The 24,503-nt window shown below is 41.4% G+C and carries 17 protein-coding genes; 5 read left to right on the plus strand and 12 right to left on the minus strand.

Translation table 11 applies throughout. The features are described 5' to 3' along the window. Positions 1 to 188: 188 nt before the first annotated feature. The 3 genes from K1I53_RS07620 to K1I53_RS07630 all read right to left on the minus strand — a co-directional run bounded on the left by K1I53_RS07620 (position 189) and on the right by K1I53_RS07630 (position 6,517). Positions 189 to 1,964 carry a CAP domain-containing protein gene (locus K1I53_RS07620; RefSeq protein ID WP_223328943.1) on the minus strand — a complete coding sequence of 592 codons (1,776 nt, stop codon included), beginning with the start codon at positions 1,962 to 1,964 and terminating at the stop codon, positions 189 to 191. A gap of 806 nt (positions 1,965 to 2,770) precedes the next feature. Beyond that, positions 2,771 to 4,738, minus strand: coding sequence for a peptide ABC transporter substrate-binding protein (locus K1I53_RS07625; RefSeq protein WP_223328944.1), 1,968 nt, complete (start codon positions 4,736 to 4,738; stop codon positions 2,771 to 2,773). 168 nt (positions 4,739 to 4,906) lie between these two features. Further along, positions 4,907 to 6,517, minus strand: a complete 1,611-nt coding sequence (locus tag K1I53_RS07630; protein WP_223328945.1) for a glycoside hydrolase family 13 protein — start codon at positions 6,515 to 6,517, stop codon at positions 4,907 to 4,909. A gap of 152 nt (positions 6,518 to 6,669) precedes the next feature. On the opposite strand from K1I53_RS07630, the gene K1I53_RS07635 reads away from it, so the two are divergent. Beyond that, a complete protein-coding gene (locus K1I53_RS07635) occupies positions 6,670 to 8,154 on the plus strand; it encodes a DUF1846 domain-containing protein (protein ID WP_223328946.1) in 1,485 nt (494 codons plus the stop codon). Between the two features lie 132 nt (positions 8,155 to 8,286). Here the strand turns inward: K1I53_RS07635 and K1I53_RS07640 are convergent, their stop codons facing one another. The 5 genes from K1I53_RS07640 to K1I53_RS07660 are packed head-to-tail and all read right to left on the minus strand — an operon-like array spanning position 8,287 to position 12,215. Then, positions 8,287 to 9,318 carry a sensor histidine kinase gene (locus K1I53_RS07640; RefSeq protein ID WP_223328947.1) on the minus strand — a complete coding sequence of 344 codons (1,032 nt, stop codon included), beginning with the start codon at positions 9,316 to 9,318 and terminating at the stop codon, positions 8,287 to 8,289. Beyond that, the gene (locus K1I53_RS07645; protein ID WP_223328948.1) at positions 9,285 to 9,983 is read right to left on the minus strand and encodes a response regulator transcription factor; all 699 of its coding nucleotides are present in this window, start codon (positions 9,981 to 9,983) and stop codon (positions 9,285 to 9,287) included. Before K1I53_RS07645 ends, K1I53_RS07640 begins: the two co-directional genes overlap by 34 nt. Before the next feature lie 12 nt (positions 9,984 to 9,995). Next, the gene (locus K1I53_RS07650; RefSeq protein ID WP_223328949.1) at positions 9,996 to 10,718 is read right to left on the minus strand and encodes a lantibiotic ABC transporter permease; all 723 of its coding nucleotides are present in this window, start codon (positions 10,716 to 10,718) and stop codon (positions 9,996 to 9,998) included. Beyond that, the gene (locus K1I53_RS07655; RefSeq protein WP_223328950.1) at positions 10,718 to 11,506 is read right to left on the minus strand and encodes a lantibiotic ABC transporter permease; all 789 of its coding nucleotides are present in this window, start codon (positions 11,504 to 11,506) and stop codon (positions 10,718 to 10,720) included. The genes K1I53_RS07650 and K1I53_RS07655 overlap by 1 nt, the downstream gene beginning before the upstream one ends. A gap of 1 nt (position 11,507) precedes the next feature. Further along, complete coding sequence (locus K1I53_RS07660) at positions 11,508 to 12,215, minus strand: ABC transporter ATP-binding protein (protein WP_223328951.1); 708 nt, start codon at positions 12,213 to 12,215, stop codon at positions 11,508 to 11,510. Between the two features lie 285 nt (positions 12,216 to 12,500). Here K1I53_RS07660 and K1I53_RS07665 point away from each other — a divergent pair, with 285 nt between their 5' ends. Continuing rightward, positions 12,501 to 12,983, plus strand: a complete 483-nt coding sequence (locus tag K1I53_RS07665; RefSeq protein ID WP_223328952.1) for an S-ribosylhomocysteine lyase — start codon at positions 12,501 to 12,503, stop codon at positions 12,981 to 12,983. A gap of 54 nt (positions 12,984 to 13,037) precedes the next feature. Here K1I53_RS07665 and K1I53_RS07670 read toward each other — a convergent pair whose 3' ends face one another. Next, positions 13,038 to 15,143 (minus strand): ATP-dependent Clp protease ATP-binding subunit, encoded by a 2,106-nt coding sequence (locus K1I53_RS07670; RefSeq protein ID WP_061454026.1) that lies wholly within the window; start codon positions 15,141 to 15,143, stop codon positions 13,038 to 13,040. 394 nt (positions 15,144 to 15,537) lie between these two features. Further along, the gene (pflB, locus tag K1I53_RS07675) at positions 15,538 to 17,853 is read right to left on the minus strand and encodes a formate C-acetyltransferase (protein ID WP_000260613.1); all 2,316 of its coding nucleotides are present in this window, start codon (positions 17,851 to 17,853) and stop codon (positions 15,538 to 15,540) included. Between the two features lie 236 nt (positions 17,854 to 18,089). On the opposite strand from pflB, the gene dinB reads away from it, so the two are divergent. Then, positions 18,090 to 19,151 carry a DNA polymerase IV gene (dinB, locus tag K1I53_RS07680; protein WP_223328953.1) on the plus strand — a complete coding sequence of 354 codons (1,062 nt, stop codon included), beginning with the start codon at positions 18,090 to 18,092 and terminating at the stop codon, positions 19,149 to 19,151. 34 nt (positions 19,152 to 19,185) lie between these two features. Here dinB and K1I53_RS07685 read toward each other — a convergent pair whose 3' ends face one another. Both K1I53_RS07685 and K1I53_RS07690 read right to left on the minus strand, forming a co-directional pair. Next, positions 19,186 to 20,031 (minus strand): undecaprenyl-diphosphate phosphatase, encoded by an 846-nt coding sequence (locus tag K1I53_RS07685; RefSeq protein WP_223328954.1) that lies wholly within the window; start codon positions 20,029 to 20,031, stop codon positions 19,186 to 19,188. A gap of 61 nt (positions 20,032 to 20,092) precedes the next feature. Continuing rightward, positions 20,093 to 21,982: a DUF2207 family protein gene (locus K1I53_RS07690; protein ID WP_223328955.1), complete on the minus strand. Its 1,890-nt coding sequence runs from the start codon at positions 21,980 to 21,982 to the stop codon at positions 20,093 to 20,095. Positions 21,983 to 22,115: 133 nt separating this feature from the next. Between K1I53_RS07690 and K1I53_RS07695 the strand changes: the two genes are divergently transcribed. Further along, positions 22,116 to 23,678 (plus strand): ABC transporter substrate-binding protein/permease, encoded by a 1,563-nt coding sequence (locus K1I53_RS07695; protein WP_223328956.1) that lies wholly within the window; start codon positions 22,116 to 22,118, stop codon positions 23,676 to 23,678. Beyond that, on the plus strand, positions 23,678 to 24,418 hold the full coding sequence (locus K1I53_RS07700; RefSeq protein ID WP_223328957.1) for an amino acid ABC transporter ATP-binding protein: 741 nt from the start codon (positions 23,678 to 23,680) through the stop codon (positions 24,416 to 24,418). The genes K1I53_RS07695 and K1I53_RS07700 overlap by 1 nt, the downstream gene beginning before the upstream one ends. Positions 24,419 to 24,503 lie beyond the last annotated feature (85 nt).

The raw sequence follows: 24,503 nt of genomic DNA on the forward strand, positions 1-24,503 counted from the left end.
AACTACTAACAGCCTTATAAAAGCCACCAAACGCTATTCCTTTGATTTCCATGACTTTGATAATTCTAAGAAACAAATCTTTATCTCTCTGAATAAAAATGGAGAGGATAGTGATTGTCCTCTCCAAATCTTAGCTAACATCAATCCGCTACAATTAACACAGAGCCTGATAGAGTTAGAAATTTATTTTATTTGTAATTATAAGCCCAGTAATAATCTCCGTTTCCACTAACTACTGCTGCTACAGCTCCTTCTGTCGCATTTGGATCCAAAAGCAATTCTCTCAAACCGCCATTTGCCCATTTCTTGACAACAGCAGCTGCATCTTGATCACGACGGCCAACAAAACCTGAGCTATCGTATTGGCGAGAGATCTGATTTGCTTTTGGTAGAGCTTGATTTTGATAAATCTCATCTGACCAAGTCAACTCTTTCAAACCCTGTTCTTTACGAATTTCATTGATCGCAGCGAATGCTTCTTTGGCCTTTTCCATATAGTAATAATTCGTATCATCCGTCGCAGCGACGCGGAAGACAAACTTCACATAACCAAACTCTACATCGCGGTATTTTTCTTCATCCACTCCGCTCTTGAGGTTGGCAACTAAAACATAATCTCTAGCCCAAGGATTATTTTTAGTTTTTTCAAAGATTTCCTCATCTTCAATTTCCCAAGTGACCTTGGCATCCCAACCCGCATTATCTAGAAACGTAGGATTTAATTTTTCGATCACATAGTTTTTGAATTCCTCGACATTTTTGAAAGGAAGTGCTTGTCCTGCCTTGGCAGTTTCGACCAGATTAGTCGAATACAGTTTCACGCTAGAGTTTTGATCGCTATAGCTATATTCATCGTCTACGGAATTTGAGTGTAAATTCGGATCCAGCGCTGGATCTGTTGGATCTGTCATTCCATGCAACTTCCATGCATCCTCCATCCACTTCCAGTAAGCTGTGTAACCTGTAACTTCGTCGTTTGATTCAATATAGTAATAGTGATTGGTGCCATCAAAGGCATAGTTTGGATCACCCTCCAGGATCTTATCACCTGGTTTTCCTGGCGGAATGACTAATTTGGGTTTACTTCCATTTGGAGCCCATAATAAGTGTTCTAATCCCGGTGCTGGTTTTTCAACATACGGAGGAATCTGATTTTCACTCGGTTCATCTGTTGTTATCAAACCTGGGGTCTCTGGGACAGAGGGATTGGTTGAATCATCTGGTTTTGGTGCAAAAGAATCCAACTCACTACCCGCACCTCCATAAGACGGAGTCTCTGGAAACTCAATAGTACCTGAATCAAAAGGATTAAATTCTCCGTCAGCTCCATTGAATGGGGGATTCTCTGGAAGTTCGATTGTCCCCAAGTTAAAAGGATCATATTCACTATCCGCACCTCCGTAAGACGGAGTCTCTGGAAATTCAATAGTACCTGATTCAAAAGGATTAAATTCCCCGTCGGCTCCATTGAATGGGGGATTTTCTGGGAGTTCCACCCTACCTGGATTTTCTAACTCCGACTCTTTTTGATTATCCGCAGATTTCTTGACAAACACCCAACGACCATTTTGGTAGTAGTAATAATCTCCATTTTCTAATACATAGTAATGGTAGCCATTCTCGTAACGATAGTGGTTATCATTTACTAAGTTGTTCGTTGAAGAATTGTTGTCACGATTGTTTGTCAGTGGTTTCCACTCACCATCACGGTAAATATAGTAACTACCATCACTCATACGATAGTAGTAGCTGCCATTCCAGTAGAAATAGTGACCGCTATCTGGCTGTCGGTAGTTGTATCGATTCCAATAATTATAGTCATCATCCCAATCATCAAAATCATAGTCCCAACTATGACGGGAATCCCAACGATAATCTGCATGAACCGTTGGTGTTACAGAAGCTGAAACTGCAACTGCTGTCGCCAGAGCTGCTCCCGCCAAAAGACCATATTTTCTATTCATTTTAAATTAAACCTCCAAAAAAGAACCGCTGGTCATAACGTTCGGAAAACTTTTGTGCACTATTCGTTTTTCGGACTGTAAATAAGGAATATATTTTATAAAATATAAATTGGATTCATTGAACACTTTTTTATATTTATTGCGTTCAGTAACAATTATAGCACTTTCATAATTTAAAATCAAAAAAATAACATAGTTACTATCATTTTAAAAAAACAGTATTTTTAGTTGTTACAATAAGCATTTTATAGTTTTAAGCCTAAAACTATAAAATACTAGATACTTATTTAAGAATTATTTTAGATTCATTTATGCTGCATAAATATTCTTAAAGTGATTTGCCATATAAATATTAACGTTCGTTTTTTGAAATTTCTTCTTACCTTGTTTGTAAAATACAAATGAAGAGATAGAATAATCTATAGATGACAGGAACAACTATAATTATTTTCAAAAAGCATCAGTTTAAGTGTTATAACCGTTCAAAAGCTAATTAAAAAACTTTTATAGCCGCGACCTGCTTATCAGTTTTTCATTTCAACTTCAATTGTCATTCAAAAACTCAATGACTTTCATTTTGAGTCTGGCTCCCTCCATCTTCCTGAAATCATGTTCTGAGCCATGGAGATCATCAGAAAATTTAAAACAACACACACTATCTGGTGATTCTTGCTTTTTCACTTTCAAAACTGAGAAATTTTTAGCTCATCAGAAATACAATTAAAGTTTCTGGTTTTACGACTACTGCTGTCTCAAAAACAAAAAAGGAAGTACAGATTTTCTGCAACTTCCTTTTCTTTTATACATTATTTAACGTGTTTTTCTAGCTCTTTTTGGTATTTAGCATTTGTTTCAATCTTTTCTTTCTGCCATTTCTTGAGAGCTTCTTCGTATTCTTTTGTAGTCACGACATCATTTTGCAATTCCAAACCTTTGAACACAAATGGGTCTCCCTTGATTCCGACTTGAGAGTATGCTTTTGAGAATGGTACAGTACGACTAACAGTTGGAGAACCACCTGAAGAGGCAACTGGGATCAAGAGCGAACTATCCGATACCCAAGCTTGAGCTTTAGCATATTTCTCATAACGCTTATTGAGATCGCTTGTTTCAGCTGCGGCATCATCCAAGAGTTTCTTGTATTCGTCTAGACCAACTTGAGCCATCACTTCTGGATCTTTTCCACGAGTGATACCCAAGTGTTTAAGGGCAGAACCCTTCTTAGCATCAAGAATGTTTAGGTAGGTAGCTGGGTCTTGATAGTCTGGTCCCCAACCAGTTCCATTCAAGTCATAGTCTTTTTGAGATGGAACCTTAGCTTGAGACGTAATGCTCATTTTTTCATTATCGGTCATTTGAAGGACATCGACAATGACATTCTCAGTTCCGAGTGTTGATTCGATAGATTGCTTGAGTGAGTTAGTTTGTTGAACAGCAATCACATCGGTCTGTTCAACTGGAACATCCAAACGGATTGGGAAGGTCACACCCTTAGCCTGCAGTTCTGCCTTGGCCTTAGCAAAGGCTGCCTTAGCTTTTTCAGGACTGTAAATCGTATCCTTGCCATCTGTAAGGGCTACATCTTTCCACTGGTCTCCATATGAAACCAGCTCTGCCTGTGCCAACTCTCCAAAGGTCTTTTCACCTACTTGAACATAGTCATGAGGCACTAGACTATTACGGATAATTTTGTCCGCACCTTCTTCACCATTCAACTGAGCCGTGTATGAGTGACGGTCAAGGGCAAAGTTCAAGGCCTGACGGAAGTTCTTGTTGAGAAGAGCTTCTTTGGTTGATGTTTTTTGAGCCTCGTCTGTTTTAGCTGTTTTATTGTAAGACTGGCGGTTTACGTTAACAGTGAGGTAGTAGCTTGTCGCTTCTTGTGGACTGTAGACAATCTTATCGCCGTACTCTTTCTTAGTTGACTCAAAGTTTGAGCTTGTTGGGAAGAGACGAGCTGTTGTATAGGCACCTTGTGTAAAGCTACGAATCAAGGATTCTTGGTCGGAACCATCATAGAAGGTTAGTTTGATGTTGTCAATCTTAACATTGTCCTTGTCCCAGTAGTTTGGATTCTTTTCATATTCAATGACTGATTTTGAAGTCAATGATTTCAAGAAATAAGGTCCGTTATAAAGGATGCTTGATGGTGTTGGCGCACCATAGTCGCTCCCTTTAGAATTCAAAAATTCTTCGTTAACTGGAAGCATGGTTGCAGTTGTGACTTTAGAGTTCCAGAAACTTTCTGGTTTGTTGAGTGTATATTCAACCGTGTAATCGTCAACAGCTTTTACCCCTACAGTAGAAAAGTCATTGCTTTCACCACTGATGTAGGCAGCCAAACCTTTGATAGAATCTTGAAGGAGAGAGAGGCCGTCTGATTTGCCGTCAGCTGCGTGTTTCAGACCAGTAACAAAGTCCTGAGCCTTGACCTCAGCATACTCTTCTCCTTCAGAAGTATACCATTTTACACCCTTACGAAGTTTGTAGGTATAGGTCAAACCATCCTTTGAAACAGACCAGTCTTCTGCAAGTGATGGAATCAAGTTCCCGTATTTATCGTTTTCCAAAAGGCCATCGACAACGTTGGCTATAACGTCAGAAGTTGAGCTCTTGCTCGTCACGCTGTAGTCCAAAGATGATGGATCTATTGCATAGACATAAGAAAATGTTTTGGGAGCATCAGCCTTCTTTTCACTTTGCCCACAAGCAGTTAACAGTAGGGCTGCACTCAAAACAGCACCTGCTCCTAAGAGCCACTTTTTCGATCTCATAAGTAATCTCCTTAAAGATAGTATTTTCACCATTATACCCTATTTTTTTATAAAAGCAAGGCCTTTCGGATAATTTTTTAGAAAATTCTAACAAATATTTTTAAAAGATTTTTCTATACAATTTTTAGTAAAAAACCTCAAGCTTCAAAAGCTTGAGGTTCTCTCATTTTAGTCAGTCATTTCCACACAGAAGGCATCCCATGGAGCCAAGGTCTGTTCCTCAATTGTTTCTTGAGCCACAGTGTTTTCAATCAAGATTGACTTAACTTTTCCTTCTACTGAAAAGTTTTGTTTTTCATTGGACAAATTAGCCACGACTAGGAAGCGGCGGTCACCGTCCTTACGGATATAAGCAAAGACCTTATCAGCCGTATCGAGTAATTCAAAATCAGCTCGAATCAACCAGCTGTTCTCCTTACGGATCTGGATGAGTTTCTGATAGGTATAGAAGATAGAATCTGGATCTGCTAGTGCTTCTTGAACGTTGATTTCTTCGTAGTTTGGATTAACAGCTAACCAAGGTTGACCTGTTGAGAAACCAGCGTTTTTGCTTTCATCCCATTGCATAGGCGTACGGGCATTATCACGTCCGATGACACGGATACTATCCATAATTTCCTCTAGTGGAACACCTTTTTCTAGAGCCTCACGCGCATAGTTGAGGGATTCTATATCTTCTACTTGATCTAGTGTTTCAAAAGGATAATTGGTCATCCCAATCTCCTCACCTTGGTAGATATAGGGAGTCCCTCTCATGAGATGAAGCAAGATTGCAAAGGCTTTGGCAGATTTTTCGCGGTATTCCTGGTCATTTCCCCAGATAGAGACGATACGAGGAAGATCATGGTTGTTCCAGAAGAGGGAATTCCAACCGTCTTCAACGCCTAACTCTGTCTGCCATTTGTTGAAGATTTCTTTCAACTTACTGATATTCAGCTCTTTTTGATAGTGCCACTTAGGTTGCCCTTCCTGATACTGAAGACAGATATGCTCAAACTGGAAGACCATAGACAATTCTTGACCCTTCGGATCAGAGTAGAGCTTGGCAATTTCTGGTGTTGCCCCCCAAGTTTCTCCCACTGTCAAGAGATCCTTATCCCCAAAAGTCGCCTGGTTCATCTCCTTGAGATAGGGATGGAGCATGGGACCGTTATTGACTACCTTCTCATCAGGAATCTTGCCAATCATGTCAATGACATCCATGCGGAAACCACCAATGCCTTTATCAATCCAGAAGTTCATCATCTCATAAATTTTCTGGCGAAGTTTTTCATTCTCCCAGTTGAGATCGGGCTGTTTCTTGCTGAAAAAGTGGAGATAGTATTGACCCGACTTTTCATCGTATTCCCAAGCAGATCCACTAAAGATGGAATCCAAATCGTTGGGCTCATCCCGCCAGATATAGTAGTCTCGCTCAGGGCTGTCAGGATTTTCACAGGCCTCTACAAACCAAGCATGTTCATCCGAGGTATGATTGACAACCAAGTCCATGATGATACGAATATCACGCTTCTTGGCTTCCGCGATCAGTTCATCCATATCCTCCATATTCCCGAAAATAGCCGCAATCGCTTGATAATCAGCAATGTCATAGCCATTATCATCCATAGGACTGTCATAAACGGGAGAAAGCCAAATCGCTGTAATCCCTAGCTTGGCTAGATAGTCTAACTTACTCGTAATTCCTGGTAAATCGCCAATCCCATCTCCATTGCTGTCCATAAAACTCTTTGGATAGACTTGATAGACTACGGCATTATGCCACCATTTTTCTTGCATCTGTTTACCTCATTATTTTAATATTCTATAGTCTATGATAGCGCTTTTCAAAACTTTATGCAAGCGTTTGCCTGATTTTTTTGATTTCTTTTTTACCTTTATAGTTTCCTAACTTCCAATTTTTTATTATAATGGAGGTCAGAGGTAAAAAAATGAAAAAACAAGCTTTTAGTTCTGAACAATATTTAAATCTGCAACGCGACCACATTTTGGAGCGTATCAACCAATTTGACGGCAAACTCTACTTGGAGTTTGGTGGCAAAATGTTAGAAGATTTCCACGCGGCTCGTGTACTTCCTGGTTATGAGCCTGATAATAAAATCAAGCTCTTGCAGGAGTTGAAAGAGCAGGTTGAGGTTGTGATTGCTATTAATGCTAGCAACATCGAGCATTCCAAAGCACGTGGTGACTTGGGTATTTCCTATGACCAAGAAGTTCTTCGTTTGATTGACAAATTCAATGAATTGGGGATTTTTGTCGGATCTGTTGTCATCACACAATACGCTGGCCAACCCGCTGCAGATGCCTTCCGCAACCAGCTAGAGAAAAACGGAATTGATTCTTATCTTCATTATCCAATCAAAGGATACCCAACGGATATGGATCACATCATTTCTCCAGAAGGAATGGGGAAAAACGACTACATCAAAACCAGTCGTAAATTAATCGTCGTAACGGCTCCTGGACCTGGTTCTGGAAAATTGGCAACCTGTGTGTCCAATATGTACCACGACCAAATCAACGGTATCAAGTCTGGCTACGCTAAATTTGAAACTTTCCCAGTCTGGAACCTGCCCCTTCATCATCCAGTCAACTTGGCCTACGAGGCTGCTACAGCAGACCTAGATGATGTCAACATGATTGATCCTTTCCATCTCCAAACCTATGGAGAAACAACGGTCAATTACAACCGTGATATCGAAATTTTCCCAGTGCTCAAGCGCATGCTAGAACGTATCCTAGGTGAATCTCCATACGCTTCACCGACAGACATGGGTGTCAACATGGTTGGTTTTGCTATTACAGATAATGAAGCCGCTATCGAAGCTTCTAAACAAGAAATCATCCGTCGCTACTATCAAACCGTTCTTGATTTCAAAGCTGAAAAAGTCGGAGAAACTGCTGTCAAGAAAATCGAGTTGCTCATGAATGACCTCGGTATCACACCTACAGACCGCAAGGTTGCTGTTGCTGCACGTCAAAAGGCTGAAGAAACTGGCGGACCTGCCCTTGCTCTTGAATTGCCATCTGGCGACATTGTCACTGGTAAAAACTCCGAACTCTTTGGCCCTACAGCCGCTGCCTTGATCAATGCCATCAAAAAATCAGCTGATATCGCTAAGGAAGTGAAACTAATCGAGCCTGAAGTCGTCAAACCAATTCAAGGTCTTAAAATCGATCATCTAGGTAGCCGCAATCCGCGACTCCATTCAAATGAAATCCTGATTGCTCTTGCCATCACCGCTATGGAAAATCCTGATGCTGCGCGCGCAATGAAGGAACTTGGCAACCTCAAAGGAAGCGAAGCCCACTCAACCATCATCTTGACAGACGAAGACAAGAACGTCCTTCGCAAGCTAGGCATCAACGTAACCTTCGACCCTTACTACCAATACGATCGCTTGTATCGGAAGTAATTAAACGAGGCTGGACAAAAATCAATTTGAGGAAAAAGCCAGTAGATATTTCCATGATAAAAGATAAAACGCATAATATCAAGACTTTTGAACACTTGGTATTATGCGTTTTATGATTTTTTCCAACCTAACTTATTTCAATGAAATTGTCAACTCGACACAGGCTCCTCCTTGGTCTGGATTGAGCAGGGTCAGACGACCACCATGCAAGAGAGCCACCTGCTTAGAAAAGGCTAAGCCGATACCATGATGGGGATTAGCTGAATTGCGGCTTTGGTCACTCTGGTAAAAGAGCCGTTCCGCTCCCAGCAGCATCTCCTCTGAAAATGAAGGGCCGTTGTTCCAGATAGCAAAAACCAGCTGGTCCTGTTGTAATGACACCGTTAGCTTGACTTCCTTTTGATCCTGGTCTGCATGTTCAAGCGCATTCAGTAAAATATTGAGCAAACCCCGTTTGAGATAGTCCAAATGAATCGACAAAATCAGACTAAGATCACAATATTCTTGGAGAGAAAAACGATAACTTTCCTGTTTACTGAACAGTGCCCAATCGTCCTGGAGATAAGCCAAAAAATCCCCTACGGAAAGTAGGCTGAACTGATTAGCATCAATCTGAAAAGTCTTAGCATAATCAATCAAAGAGCCACAATATTCTTCCATCTTGTGACTGGCCTGCAAAATCTCAGCAGCATAGTCTGCCTGCGGCTGGCCCAACTGCGCCAACTCCAAGAGCTCAGCATTCCCCTTAATCACAGTTAGGGGCGTCTTCAAATCATGCGATGTCGCTGATAGCTGTAAAATCAACTCCTGATTATGCTGCTGCTCTTTTTCTAGGAGACGAGCATTTTCTTGGTGGCTGCTCCGTAAATCGTTATAGACTTCTAGCATTTCCTCAATCCGAAAAAGCTGGCTTTGATTTTCTTCTAAAAGCTTCTCGCTCTTTAGCATTTTTATTTCCCTATCGATTTTTCGGAGCAATTTCAAAATATGGTAAAAAGTAATCAGTAGCAAGCTCCCTGCCCAAAAGAACAAGGTGAAAAGGACGTAATCACTTCCTTGCGTAAATTCATAGCCTATAAGCACAAAAATCAAAACATGAAAAAAGACGATTTTTAAACTGGTTGTCCAGACTAGGCTTTTGAAATTTCGGGTTCTAATTGCCATCTATAGCCTACTCCTCTCACTGTTGCGATTGCTTGCAGCCCTTCTTGTTTGCATTTTTGACGAATCTGATATACGTATTCTGAGATGGAGCGAAGTTGCGTTTCTGAGCTTTCTGGGTAAAGCAAGGTATGCAGGCGTTCAGCTGAAAAGGTCTGCTTGGGATTGCTAGCTAATAAATGCAGCAACTTAAATTCTCGCTCTGAAAATTTCAAGACTTTACCAAAACAGGCAACTTCATAGCGCTCTGGATAAAATTGACAAGAAGCAATTTCAGAATAGCTCTCCTCACGTCTTTCCTCCCGCCTAAGATGAGCTCTGACACGCGCCAGCAATTCTTTGGTTCCAAAAGGTTTGACAATATAGTCATCCGCTCCACGAAAGAGTCCCTCCACCTTGTCTGCCTCCAACTCCTTAGCCGTCAGAAAAATGATTGGACATGAAAGATGAGGACGAATGTAGGAACACAACTCAAAACCATTAACAGGCTCCATCATCACATCCAGCAGAATCAAGTCATATCCGACAAAATGCGTCAGCTCTAGGTCTTCTATCCGATCAAGCGTCGTCACATCATAAGCATCGAGCTCTAGGACGTTTTTTACCAGTTTCAAAATGCTCCGGTCGTCATCAACCACCAAAATACGATACTGTCTCATATTTTCCATTATAGCATACCTCTAGCGAACATCTCGTTTCAAGGTTAAAAATATAGCAGAGCTCCAAACTAAAGCTAACCATAACAGCTGTATTCCCAGCCCTGATAGATCTATTGACTGCTGAAGCCCTTCATACTCAAAAAGATTTAGGGTAGCCAGATCGGGCAGGTATTTTGCTTCTTTGATAAAAGTTGCCAATAAACGGCTGAGACCAATCAGGAGAGGAAAGAGCACCGACACCGGCACAACCCAAGATTGAAAGAGCAAAGCGAGGCCAGCAGTTAAAAAAGCCAGAAAAAGATTGCTGAGAAGACCAAAAGAACTGTAATAAAGGAATTTCCCCAGCAAGGACCAGCTAAAGTCTAGGTCAAATCGAGCCAGCATAACAAAGAAACAGCTACTTATAATGACACTATAGAGAACCAAGAGCAGCAAGTCCAGAAAAAGGAATTTCCCAGCCAGCCAAGCCTTTCTATTTGATACGGTTAGAAAATTCGTTCGCATCCCTGATTTGACAAACTCCTGGGCAAAATAGAGAGAAGTAAAGATGACGATGACAGGCTGCGCTAAATAGAGGGCATGCAAAGCCTCGCTCAGAGCCTTCGTCTGGCCAACCGCTGCCTGACTATAGTCAAGATTCATCAGAAAAAATGGAACGACTACCAGAGCCGCCAAGGCGGCACCAAGAGCGAGATAGTAAGAACGGAACTTAATCCATTCACTTCTAAGTAGAGCTTTGATCATCAGTAGCGCCCTCCTAAATCCGTCTTCAAAAAGCGCAGAGAGGTCATGCCACCGATGACTAGTAACCATGCACCTAGTATCAAGAGCCCTTGCAAGGGATTGTTGGCATATTGAGAAGTCGGCGTTGCAGTAAACATCTCTCCTGCTGGCTGTGGCAAATAAGCTCCCCAACTCGTGTGAGCTGCCAGGTAGTTTCCCAGATTATAGATTTGGGGTACGAGAAAAAGCAGAGGAACTAACATAGTCCGAGCCAATAAACCTAACAAAAATGAAAGGATTCCCAATAAGGTTAGAGATAAGGTTTTCCACAAAAGCAGACTCCAAGCTGCCTGATTGAGCAGAATCGGATCAAGCCCTTCCTTTCCTAAAGCAAGATGCATGACCAAATAACTAAAGTAAATTGATAAAAAGCTACTGGCAAGAGAAAAGCAAGCAAAGGTCATAAGTTTCCCCACAAGCAACTTCAGACGGTTATTACAGGACAAGAGGCTGGTTCTCAAGCTATGAGACTGAAATTCCATAGCTCCCAAAATTCCAGCTAAGATGACCAAAACCATGCCTGCCATAGAGGCACCATTGAGACCTAGATATTCCAGCGGATCAATGGCTTCTGCCAGGCCGGGAACCGTCTCAGGTGTGGCATCCAAGCCAATAGACAAATACTGTCGGCCCTCCAGCCAGGATACAGCAGGCACCAATAGCAGCATGAAGGCCATACTCACTCTGAAAGCCTTGGTTGAGCAAATTTTCAACCATTCTGAATGCAATAAGGACATCGTTTCTTTCATTTTAAACCTCCTCTGTCAAATCAAAGAAGAGATCTTCTAGACTGTCTGAATCTTGCAGCACCTCTTCCAATCGTCCCTGCTCAATAATTCGCCCATGATGAATCAAGACTACATCATCTGTCACCATTTGCACCTCTGATAGTATATGAGAAGATAGAAGTACCGTTTTCCCTAAATCAGCCTGCTGACGAATGAACTTTCTAAACCACTTAATTCCACTTGGATCCAGTCCATTAGTCGGCTCATCTAATATAAGAAACTGAGGATCACCCAGCAAAGCTGCTGCTAAACCCAACCGCTGACCTTCCCCCAGAGACAGGCTTGACAAGAGGTCCTTCCTCTTATGAGCAATTCCTGTCATCTCCAAAACCTCATCAATCCGAGACTTGGGAATAGCATTACTCGCCGCAATAATTCTCAAGTGATCATAGACCTTACGATTTGGCAAACCGCCAATGCCATCAAAGGCTGCACCTACCGTTCTGAGCGGATATGTCATTGATTGATAGGTTTCCCCATCAAAAGTTGCAGTTCCTGCTGTCGCCCGATCAAGCCCCAAGAGAATCCTCAAGGTCGAACTTTTACCAGCACCATTCGGGCCTAGAAAAGCTGTAATCCGACCGCTTCTAGCTGTAAAAGAAATATCTTCTAAAATCTGCTTGCTTCCATGCTTTTTGCAGACTCCTTCTATTTTCACCATATGTTCCATACTGAACTCCTTTATCTTTATTTTCTCCAGTATATCCAATCTAGTTCAGAATTAGTTCAGAGCTCAAGCAAAAATTCTAAAAGTTGATCTCGCCTTTCAAAACTCGCTCTAGCTTCATTGGAAAGAACTCAGTTTTTCTTTTCCTTTACTTCATTCTTTCTTTATAATTCTGCGAGTTTTGTATGGAGACTTTGTTATAATGCTAGTCTCAAAAAGTCATTTATTAAACTCCATCAAGAGCAGGCTTTATGATATAATGAAAGAAGAAAACTGAAAGGATTTACCATGTCAAAAGAAGTTATTGTTGAAAGTTTTGAACTTGACCACACCATTGTTAAAGCACCCTATGTTCGCTTGATTGGGGAAGAGACAGGACCAAAGGGAGATGTCATCTCCAACTTTGATATTCGCTTGGTGCAACCAAATGAAGACTCTATCCCTACCGCTGGCCTTCACACTATCGAACACCTCTTAGCAAAACTCATCCGTACCCGCATTGACGGCATGATTGACTGTTCGCCATTTGGTTGCCGCACAGGCTTCCATATGATTATGTGGGGACGTCACGCTAGCGCTGAGATTGCAGCTGTTATCAAGGATTCGCTCAAAGAAATCGCTGAAACCACTACTTGGGAAGATGTCCCTGGAACAACCATCGAATCTTGCGGAAACTACAAAGACCACAGCCTCTTTTCTGCTAAAGAATGGGCAAAACTCATCTTGGAACAAGGAATCTCAGATGATGCCTTTGAGCGTCATATCATCTAAACACAAAAGGAACCAGCTTTTTAGCTAGTTCCTTTTTATTCTCAAAATCTCGACTTAGGCTTTTTCGCGAATGACCAAAACGCCATCTTCCATATCTGCTTCCAGATGTTTGGCATCTAGATGATCCAAGTGGAAGTCTGTCACCTTATCACGGATTTGTTGTTCAACCACACGACGGAGAGGACGAACACCCATAACTTCATCATAGCCTTCTTCTGTGATAAAGTCCTTAGCTGCTTGACTGACCTCCAAATCAATATCTTTCTTAGCCAAGGTTTGGTTGACTTCAGCCAACATCAAGTCCACAATCTTAGAAAGATCTTCCTTATTTAAGTGTGAGAACTCGATAACTGCGTTAAAGCGGTTGAGGAACTCTGGACGGAAGAATGGTTTCAAGCGATCCATCAACTCTGGTTTATCCGCATCTTCTGTCAAATTAGCTTCATAGCCAAATCCAGCATTTGATGTTGCGATAATGACAGTGTTTTTAAAGTTCACTGTATTTCCTTGACCATCAGTCAAACGACCATCATCCAAGACTTGGAGGAGAAGGGTAATAACTTGTGGATCAGCCTTTTCAATTTCGTCCAAGAGAATGATAGAGTAAGGATTGCGACGAACACGTTCTGTCAAGGTATTGCTATTGTCATCATACCCCACATAACCGGCTGTTGTACCGATCAGCTTAGATACGGCTGTGCGGTCACTGTATTCAGACATATCCAAACGAATAATCGCATCCTTGGTTCCAAACATATCGAGTGCCAATTGCTTAGCGAGCTCGGTCTTACCAACCCCAGTTGGACCTACAAAGAGGAAGCTACCAATTGGGCGATTGCCTTCATCAAAACCAGCACGGTTACGACGGATAGCACGAGCCACTGCTTCTACTGCTTTATCTTGGCCGATTACCTTGTGTTCCAAACGATGGGCCATATCTTTCAAACGTTCGATATCTGACGCTCCCATTTGAGATACTGGAATACCTGTCATTCGTTCCACAGATTCGGCCACATCATTGACAGTGGCAGTCACTTTCATATCTTCTGTGTGGTTTTCGACTTTTTTCTCTAATTCTGCAATGCGAGTTTTGGCATTGAGAGCTGCTTCAAAGTCCTCTGCCTCAACTGCTTTTTCTTGCTTGTCTTTTTCTGCCTCAATCTCCCGTTCAACAGCATGAACATCTGTTACTGGATGTTGAGCTGCCAAATGAGCCGCAGTTACATCGACAAGGTCGATAGCCTTATCAGGCAAGCTACGTTGAGGAATGTACTGGATTGAATAATCCACTGCTGCTTTCAAGACTTCATCTGGCAAGATAACATTGTGGTGTTGTTGATAAAGGTCACGAATTCCTTGAAGGATTTTAAAGGTATCCTCTGCTGAAGGAGCATTGACCTTGACTTCGTTGAAACGACGAGCAAGAGCTGCATTCTTCAAAATCGTGTTACGATATTCGTCTTGAGTCGTTGCCCCAATAACAGTCAACTCACCACGAGAGAGAGCTGGCTTGAGAATATCTGCAAGCCCTTTAGAACCACTGTCTCCACCAGTGCTACCAGCACCAAGGATTTGGTGAATTTCATCAAAGAAGAGGATAATATTTCCTGCTTCTTTCACTTCATTGACTAGATTTTGAACATTTTCTTCAAAGCTACCACGGTATTGAGTACCAGCCTCGAGACCTGAGATATCAATAGAAATGATTTCCTTATTCTTGATAGCAGCTGGAACATCTCCGTTCACAATGGCTTGCGCTAGTCCTTCAACAACTGCTGTCTTACCAACACCTGCATCTCCGACTAGAACAGGGTTGTTCTTGGTACGACGTGAGAGGATTTCAGATGTTTCTTGAATTTCCTTGTTTCGCCCGATAACAGGATCCAACTTGCCCTCACGAGCTTCCGCTGTCAAGTTACGACCTAGTTTAGCAAGGACACCGTCTTGTTTCATACCTGAAGCGTGTTGTTGCATTTGCGCATCAGATTCTGCATTTCCTGGTAATTTCCCAGTTGCACGATAATGAGCAAATTCCTCAGGTGTCACTTCGCGTCCATTAATCAAGTAACGGCGATTTTCAGAACTGTATCCTCTCATACCACCCATCAATTGGTTAAATAAATCATCCATATTGTTAAAGTTATTAAAATTGTTATTCATATTTCATACCTCGTTTAATTAAAAATTTACTTAGTCAAAACAATTTGACTTTATCTGACCTTTGTTTTAAAAAATTTAGACTAGCTGTTGGCTACTCTACGTATAATTTCTGCTTTTTCTTTTTTAAATAAGCCTTTTATCATCTTCTTTTCAAAATTTGTTAGATTAAACATAGGCCTCACCCCTTCCTTGGGATTCTATACCTCATTCTCAAAGACTAATTTTTTGAAAATGAGCTCTTTAAGGAATTTATTTTCCTTATGTTTCTACTATATCACATTGGTCAGTAAAAGTCAATAACTTTTTGACTAAATTTGACTATTTTTAAAAAATTTTTTGAAGCACAAAAAAAGCCAGTCATATCGACTGGCTTTCTTTCTATTCTAATTGAATCTTAGCTCAATGCGTCATCCATTGAAAGAACTTCGTGGAAGACACGTTGTGTCAATTCAGTTTTTTGTTCCGGAGTGAGGTATTTAGTGTTTACACAGTATCCAGAGATACGTACGATAACATCTTCACCTGACATGATCTTTTCGTAAACATCGTTCAAGTCCATAACGTTCAAGTTAACGTGTTGTCCACCGTTTTCGAAGTAACCATCAAGGATCGTTACCAAGTTATCCACTTGTTCGTCACGAGTCTTACCAAGAGCACGTGGAGAAACTTGAGTTGTCAATGAGATACCGTCAGCAGCGTAACCAAAGTCAAGGCTAGCAAGTGAGTTCAAGTTTTGCAACCATCCACCTTTAGCTTTGTTAGATGGGTTAGCACCTGGTGAGAAGAATTCAAGTTTAGACAAGTTCACTGAACCATCTTCGTTGAGGTATACACCTTTGTGAACTGGTGAGTTACCAGTTTGTTTAGAGTATGCAACGTTAGATGTGATTGTCAATAGTGATACTGTAGCTTCTGCGTCTTTGTAAAGTTTGTGGCTACGTAGACGAGTTGTATAAGCTTCGATCAACCATTCTGCCAATTCGTTTGAACGTGGGTCATCTTCACCCCAACGTGGGTATTCACCGATTGTTTCGTAATCGTAGATGTAACCATCTTCATCACGGATTGGTTTAACGGTAGCGTATTTGATAGCTGACAATGTATCAACAGTGTTAGCAAATCCACAGATACCGAATCCCATGTTGGCACGTTGTTTAGTTGGCAAGAATGCCATTTGAACAGCTTCATAGTTGTACTTGTCAGTCATGTAGTGGATGATGTTCAAAGCATCTACATAAGTGTCAGTCAACCAGTCAAGAGATTTTTCAAAGTTCGCTTTAACTGATTCGAATTCAAGAACTTCGTCACGGATAGGATCGATGTCAAATACTTTGTAGTCTTTGTGAACATCGTCGTAACCACCGTTCAAACCAGTAAGGAGGGCTTTAAGAACGTTTACACGAGCACCGAAGTACTGGATGTTGTGGCGTTGATCTTCGTTTTCTGGGTCAAGTGGTGATACACAGCATGAGATACAGCTCATTTCTCCGTATCCGTCTTTAGCCATTGTTGTTACACCTTCGTATTGGATAGAAGAGTGTTTGTGGCTCATATGCATACAGTAGCGACGGAAGTTGTATGGCAATTTGTCAGTCCAAAGAACTGTCAAGTTTGGCTCTGGAGAGTTACCGATGTTGTCAAGAGTGTTCAAGAAACGGTAGTCCATCTTAGTAACACGGTGACGACCGTCGTTACCCATACCAGCCATAGAAGTTGTGATGAAGGTTGGGTCACCTGAGTACAATTGGTCATAAGCTTTTGTACGAGCAAATTTAACTGTACGAAGTTTCATAACGAAATCATCAACGAACTCTTGGATTTCTGATTCGGTAAATGTACCACGAGCAAGGTCACGTTCTGCAAAGATATCCAATACGATTGGCACACGTCCTAGAGATGTAGCAGCACCGTTGATCACACGGCAGACAGCCATGAAGGCGATGTTAACCCATTGGATTGCTTCTTTCGTGTTCATCGCTGGTTTGCGGACATCAACTCCGTAAAGGTCACCCAAGCGAACAACTTGTTGCAATGCTTGGTATTGAAGGTTTACTTCTTCACGAAGACGGATTGTTTCTTCATCAATTTCTTTAATTGCATTCCAGTCGTTTACTTTTTCTTGCATCAAATAGTCTGCACCGTAAAGAGCAAGACGTGCGTAAACACCGATGATACGTCCACGTGAGTAGGCATCTGGAAGACCAGTTACAGTGTGAGCGTGACGAGCACGACGAATGTTTGAAGTGTAGGCACGGAAGATACCATCGTTAACTGTTGTTACGTATTTAGTAAAGATTTCGTGAACAGCTGGATCTGGTTCGTATCCATTTTCTTTCAAAGTAGTTTCAGCCATACGGATACCACCTTTTGGCATGAAGTTCAATTTGAAGAGTTCATCGTTTTGGATACCAAAGATCAATTCGTTTTCTTTGTCGATAAATCCAGCAGGAATGTCAGCAATAGATGTTGGACGAGTGTCCATTGGGAAACGAGTTTCTTCGTAGTGTGCTTTTGTTTCTTCTACGATTTTTTTGATGTGAAGTGAACGTTCTGTTGGTCCAGCAAGGAAACTTTCATCTCCATCGTAAGGTGTGTAGTTGGCTTGAACGAAGCGAGAGATACTTGCTTTTTCTTTCCAATCTACGCCTTTGAAGCCTTCCCAAGCTTTATCAAAAATATCTTGTGCTTCAACAACTGTCTTAACAACCATGTTAATGTCCTCATTTTTCTTTCTAGTAACAGTCATCTGTTACATTCATGAGACCAGTATACCATACAGTAACCGATTTCAACAAGCGAAAAAAGGCTTTTTTATCACTTTCTTTTCTAATACAGTCTGTTTATCGGCGCAATCTGTATTATATATTTGAAAGAATGACTACTCTTTTCCATTTTTTCAGAAAAAAAGGTATAATGAATAAAAAATGACATTAGAAAGGAAGCAAAATGCTCATATTTCCATTGATTAATGATTTGTCCAGAAAAATCATCCATATCGACATGGATGCCTTTTTTGCTGCGGTGGAAATAAGAGACAATCCTAAGTTAAAAGGAAAACCTGTCATCATTGGGAGCGATCCCAGACAAACAGGCGGACGAGGAGTTGTGTCTACTTGTAGCTACGAGGCGCGAGCTTTTGGTGTTCATTCAGCCATGAGTTCTAAAGAAGCTTATGAGCGTTGTCCTCAAGCCGTCTTTATCTCGGGAAATTATGAAAAATACAAAACTGTGGGACTTGAGATTCGAGCTATTTTTAAACGCTATACTGATTTGATTGAACCTATGAGTATTGACGAAGCCTACTTGGATGTGACGGAAAATAAACTTGGTATCAAGTCGGCAGTCAAAATAGCTCGTCTCATCCAACAGGATATCTGGCAGGAACTACACTTAACTGCTTCTGCAGGCGTCTCTTATAACAAATTCCTAGCTAAAATGGCTAGTGACTATCAAAAACCACATGGTTTAACAGTTATCCTCCCAGAACAAGCTCAAGACTTTCTCAAACAAATGGACATTGCTAAATTCCATGGCGTAGGCAAAAAAACAGTGGAAAGGCTTCATGAAATGGGCATTTATACTGGCGCAGACTTATTGAAGGTCTCTGAAATCACTTTGATTGATCGCTTTGGTAGACTTGGTTTTGACCTGTATCGAAAGGCTCGTGGTATTCACAATTCTCCAGTCAAATCCAATCGCATCCGCAAATCAATCGGGAAGGAGAAAACCTATGGGAAGATTCTGCAAGTTGAAGAAGACATCAAAAAAGAGCTGACTCTCCTCTCTGAAAAAGTTGCTCTCAATCTCAGTAAACAAGACAAAACTGGAAAAATCATCATCCTAAAGATTCGTTACGCTGACTTCTCCACTCTAACTAGGCGGAAAAGCCTCTCACAAGCAACACAGGACGCTAGCCAAATTGCGCAAACTGCCATTCAACTCTACGAAGAACTAGCTGAAAAAGAAAAAGGTATCCGTCTATTAGGAATTACAGTGACAGGATTTTAAAAAGCTTGAAGGGCGATTCCCTCAAGCTTTTTTCTTATACAAATAAACGCACAAAACTATAGAGCAACAAGACACTACCGAGTACGATACGGTATTTCCCAAATAGTGTAAAGTCGTGCTTCTTCACATAGCTGGTCAAGAAACGAATAGCAACCATGCTGACCGCAAAGGCTACTCCCATAGCAACCAAGAGCAGGAATAATTGCCCAAAACTCAAGAGCTGACCTGCCTTAATAAATTTGAAAATCTTTAAAGCACTAGCTCCGAACATAACAGGAATTCCGAGATAGAAGGTAAACTCCGTTACAACAGAGCGGCTTGTTCCATTCAACAAACCACCGACGATAGTAGCACCTGAACGACTTGTTCCTGGTAAAAGGGCGAGGACTTGGAAGAGCCCAATGTAAAGGGCTGTTTTATAAGGCAACTTGTCTAGCTCTGTTACTGTTGGTTCAATGGCTTGCGCCTTATTTCGTTTTTCAAGATAGATAAAGGCAACACCATAGATAATCAACATAAGCGCAACTGAAACCATGTTATGGAAGTTGGCATCAAACCAATCATCTAGTTTAAAAACCAATAGCAAAGGCAAGGTCGCAACGAAGACTTTTGACCACAATTGCCAAGTACGACGAACTTCAACCTTATTTTTACCAGGTTTGAAAGGATTGAGCTTGTTAAAGTAAATTACCATAACTGCTAAAATGGCACCAAGCTGGATGACAACATTAAACATGGACATGAAAGCTTCATTTTGGTCCTTGTATTGTACAAATTCTTCAACCAAAATCAAGTGACCTGTACTTGAAATTGGCAACCATTCTGTAATTCCTTCAACAATCCCAAAAAAGATTGACTTCAAAATTTCAATAAAATACATACATTACTCCTTTTTCTGTCCTCTATTATAGCACAATTTCGGATGTTGCGATAGATTTTTTCTAGAAGGCGCCGATGCTACCACCGCCTCCGCCTCCTGAGAATCCTCCGCCAGAACTTCCACTTCCAGAAGAGACGGAGTAAGTACTTGCTGTGTTTGCAATACTAGCATAGTGACTCATTTGAGCAGTTGAATGATAAAACATACTGTGCCAGCCATAAGCTACGTAAAGATTAATATCTGGGTTCTCAACTTGAATCTGATAAGATTTCATCAAATGACTCACCTTGTCCGCATAACCAAATAAAGTAGCATAGACAAGGAGGCGATTCCAAAGAACAATACTCTCTAATTCGGCCTTATCTAGGTGAGCGATATCGCGAAGCATGTTTTCAAAACTAGTCCAGAGATAGTATGCTTCTAGCCCTTCTTCGTTTAAAACACCATCACGAGTATCAAATCGGGTCGTCCAATAATAGACGGCAGCTAACATCAAGCTCACAAACCCAAGGATAGGAAGTGGCAGAGAAAGGTAACCGTGAGCATCCAAACTATACAAGAACCAGCCAAAACCAACGAAAGCAGGTAGAAGCGTAGAGACGCCTATCATCAATCGCAAGATTTTTTCTCCATTACTCAGTGGACGATAATAATCTGGAAGTTGCAAAGAGGAAACCCGCTTTCTCACCCCATCCTGCATCTGCTTCAGAGCTTGCTCGAAAGACGACTTAAGCTTACGTCCCGTTTTCTGAATCCGTTTTTCATCAGCTGCTTTTGCACCTTGGTAAAGACTAGTTGACACTTGGTAATCTGCAAACAAATCTGAAACAAGCACTTCTTCTCTTCCTGAAAAGGCCAAATTAAGGCAATCTTTTTCAAAACTTACCAATCCTTTTTCTTTTACGACTTTTAGACGGACCTCATCTCCATTTGAGATGATTGAAACATTTCCACGGTCGATTACATCCAACAAGGTTGCCTGAACGAGTTGGTCAAAGGTGAACTTCCCACCTCCCTTGGTCAAGGGACTGACTTCCTCTAAAGAAGTGGAGTAAACAGCTTCCGATAAAACCATCGGTTCTAAGTCCATTGGCGGTTCGTAGAGACGGTGATTTTTGGCATATTTCTTCGATGGGGAGGTTTTTCTTCTGTAAATGCAGTAGAAAATAACACTAAAGACTAAAGAGAGCGAGAGTAGCAAAGGGATGATCCACATAACCAGAGCTTTACTTTGAGCTTTTTCAGCAGTAATGGACTCCTCTATTTTTTCAAATTCTGCTAAACGATTGCCCTTCAATCCCTGATCCAAAGCTGTTTCAAAATCTTTTCTAGGCCAATAGGCATGCAATTCAACCCCACGCTGACGAGGTAGGTTCTGTAAATAAACACGATAATCACCATCTATCTTCTCTACCCTGCCCTCTGTAAAGAGTTTCCCTGTATGAAAGAAAAGTTTTTCTGCTCCATTAAAGCCTATTACTCGAAACTCAAAATTTTCGATAGATTCTGAACTATCCGTCAAGGGTTGCCAATTAAGTTCCGCGATATCATCATATAGAAATAGGAGATTTTTTAGTTGCCATGTGATTACCACTTCAACGGTATCCCCCTCTTGACCTGGATTATACACTTTTACAGTATAACCTTCCGATTCTTCTATCACTTCACTATTGACATTTTCAATGGCACTAGCATTTTTCCATACCTGAACCTTCGGACTGGAATCTATTTCAAAGCCCTTTGGCATCTTACCAGCACGGCCAAGTCCTACTAGTTGTCCATTAAAATCCTCATCAAAATGATATACTACTTTTTCCCTAAATTCTGCCGTATTATCTGCATGAATATTCAAATCACCCTGATAAGAGCGAATCTTGAAGTCAACCGCAAAAACAGAGAGTGGTAAAATACAAAACAAGCTAAATAAAAGCAAGAAAAAAGTCTTTTTCACAACACAATCCCCCTTTTTATCTTTGCTATCATTATATCATTTTTTATAAGTAAAGGCTTACTTGTATTGAAAATCTCACTATTTTTCGATACAATAGAGAGAAGTCATTTTTAGACTAGAAATAGGAGAAAACATGAAAAAATTATGCTTATCTATCCTTGCTAGCCTAGCCCTTACACTGGGACTAGTTAGCCAGGTCCAAGCTGACGAATATTTACGCATCGGTATGGAGGCAGCTTACGCTCCCTTCAACTGGACCCAAGACGACGATAGTAACGGCGCCGTCAAAATCGACGGTACCAACCAATATGCCAATGGCTACGATGTCCAAATCGCTAAAAAGATTGCCAAAGACCTAGGCAAGGAACCTTTAGTCGTTAAAACCAAGTGGGAAGGACTTGTTCCTGCTCTTACTTCTGGCAAAATCGATATGATCATTGCAGGTATGAGCCCAACGGCTGAACGTAAACAAGAAATTGCCTTTTCAAGTAGTTACTATACTAGTGAACCTGTTCTATTGGTCAAAAAGGACTCTGTCTATGCCAACGCCAAATCTTTAAACGACTTTAGCGGAGCAAAAATCACATCTCAACAAGGCGTTTACCTTTATGACTTGATTTCCCAAATCCCTGGTGCCAAGAAAGAAACAGCCATGGGGGATTTTGCTCAAATGCGCCAAGCTCTAGAGGCTGGTGTTATTGATGCCTATGTTTCAGAACGCCCTGAAGCCCTGACCGCTGAATCTGCCAACGCTAAGTTCAAAATGATTCAACCCCAACCAGGTTTCAAAACTGGCGAAGAAGACACCGCTATTGCCATTGGTCTTCGTAAAGATGACAGCCGTATCAGCCAAATCAATGCGAGTATCGAAACCATCTCTAAGGATGAGCAAGTAGCCCTCATGGATCGGATGATCAAAGAGCAACCAGTTGAGGCGACAACAACGGAGGAAGAAAGTAGCTTCTTTAGTCAAGTCGCTAAAATTCTTTCTGAAAACTGGCAACAACTCCTGCGTGGTGCTGGTATCACACTCTTGATCTCCATTATCGGGACCATCACAGGTCTCCTTATCGGGCTTGCAATCGGGGTCTTCCGTACTGCTCCACTATCTGAAAACAAGGCAATCTATGGCTTGCAAAAACTACTTGGCTGGATTCTCAATGTCTATATTGAGATCTTCCGTGGTACGCCTATGATCGTTCAATCGATGGTTATCTACTACGGTACAGCACAAGCCTTCGGAATCAATCTCGATCGTACACTGGCTGCTATCTTCATCGTCTCAATCAATACTGGTGCCTACATGACTGAAATCGTTCGTGGTGGTATTCTAGCAGTTGACAAGGGACAGTTTGAAGCCGCAACGGCTCTTGGTATGACCCATAATCAGACCATGCGTAAAATTGTGCTACCTCAGGTCGTTCGCAATATCTTACCTGCTACTGGTAATGAGTTTGTTATCAATATCAAAGATACCTCTGTATTGAACGTTATTTCAGTTGTTGAGCTTTATTTCTCAGGAAATACTGTCGCAACTCAAACCTACCAATACTTCCAGACCTTTACAATCATTGCCGTGATTTACTTTGTCCTCACCTTCACCGTAACGCGTATCCTACGCTTCATCGAACGCCGTATGGACATGGATACCTATACTACAGGTGCTAACCAAATGCAAACGGAGGATTTGAAATAATGACACAACCAATCCTTGAAATCAAACACCTCAAAAAATCCTATGGGCAAAACGAAGTGCTAAAAGACATTTCTCTCACCGTCCATAAAGGAGAGGTTATTTCCATCATCGGAAGCTCAGGAAGCGGAAAATCAACCTTCCTTCGTTCGATCAATTTACTAGAAATGCCTACAGAGGGAGAGATTCTCTATCGAGGAGAAAACGTCTTAGAAAAAGGCTATAACCTCACCCATTATCGTGAAAAACTCGGCATGGTTTTCCAATCTTTCAATCTCTTTGAAAATCTGAATGTCCTTGAAAATACTATCGTTGCCCAAACAACGGTACTCAAACGCGACCACTCTGAAGCTGAAAAAATTGCAAAAGAAAATCTCGAAAAAGTTGGCATGGGAGAACGCTATTGGCAAGCCAAACCAAAACAACTCTCTGGTGGCCAGAAGCAACGTGTGGCCATCGCACGCGCCCTCTCCATGAATCCTGACGCCATCCTTTTCGACGAACCAACATCTGCTCTGGATCCAGAAATGGTCGGAGAAGTCCTTAAAATCATGCAAGACCTGGCTCAAGAAGGTCTGACTATGATCGTCGTCACCCACGAAATGGAGTTCGCCCGCGATGTCTCACACCGTGTCATCTTTATGGATAAGGGTGTCATTGCCGAAGAAGGCAAGCCAGAAGACCTCTTCACGAACCCTAAAGAAGAACGGACGCGAGAATTTCTTCAGCGCTACCTCAAATAACAAACAAAGACTGCATAAAATATGTAGTCTTTTTACTAACTCTTTGCAAAACAAAAGGCAGATCCATTTTAAGAATCTGCCTGTA

Source organism: Streptococcus oralis, assembly GCF_019929365.1.
GTDB classification, from domain to species: domain Bacteria; phylum Bacillota; class Bacilli; order Lactobacillales; family Streptococcaceae; genus Streptococcus; species Streptococcus oralis_BT.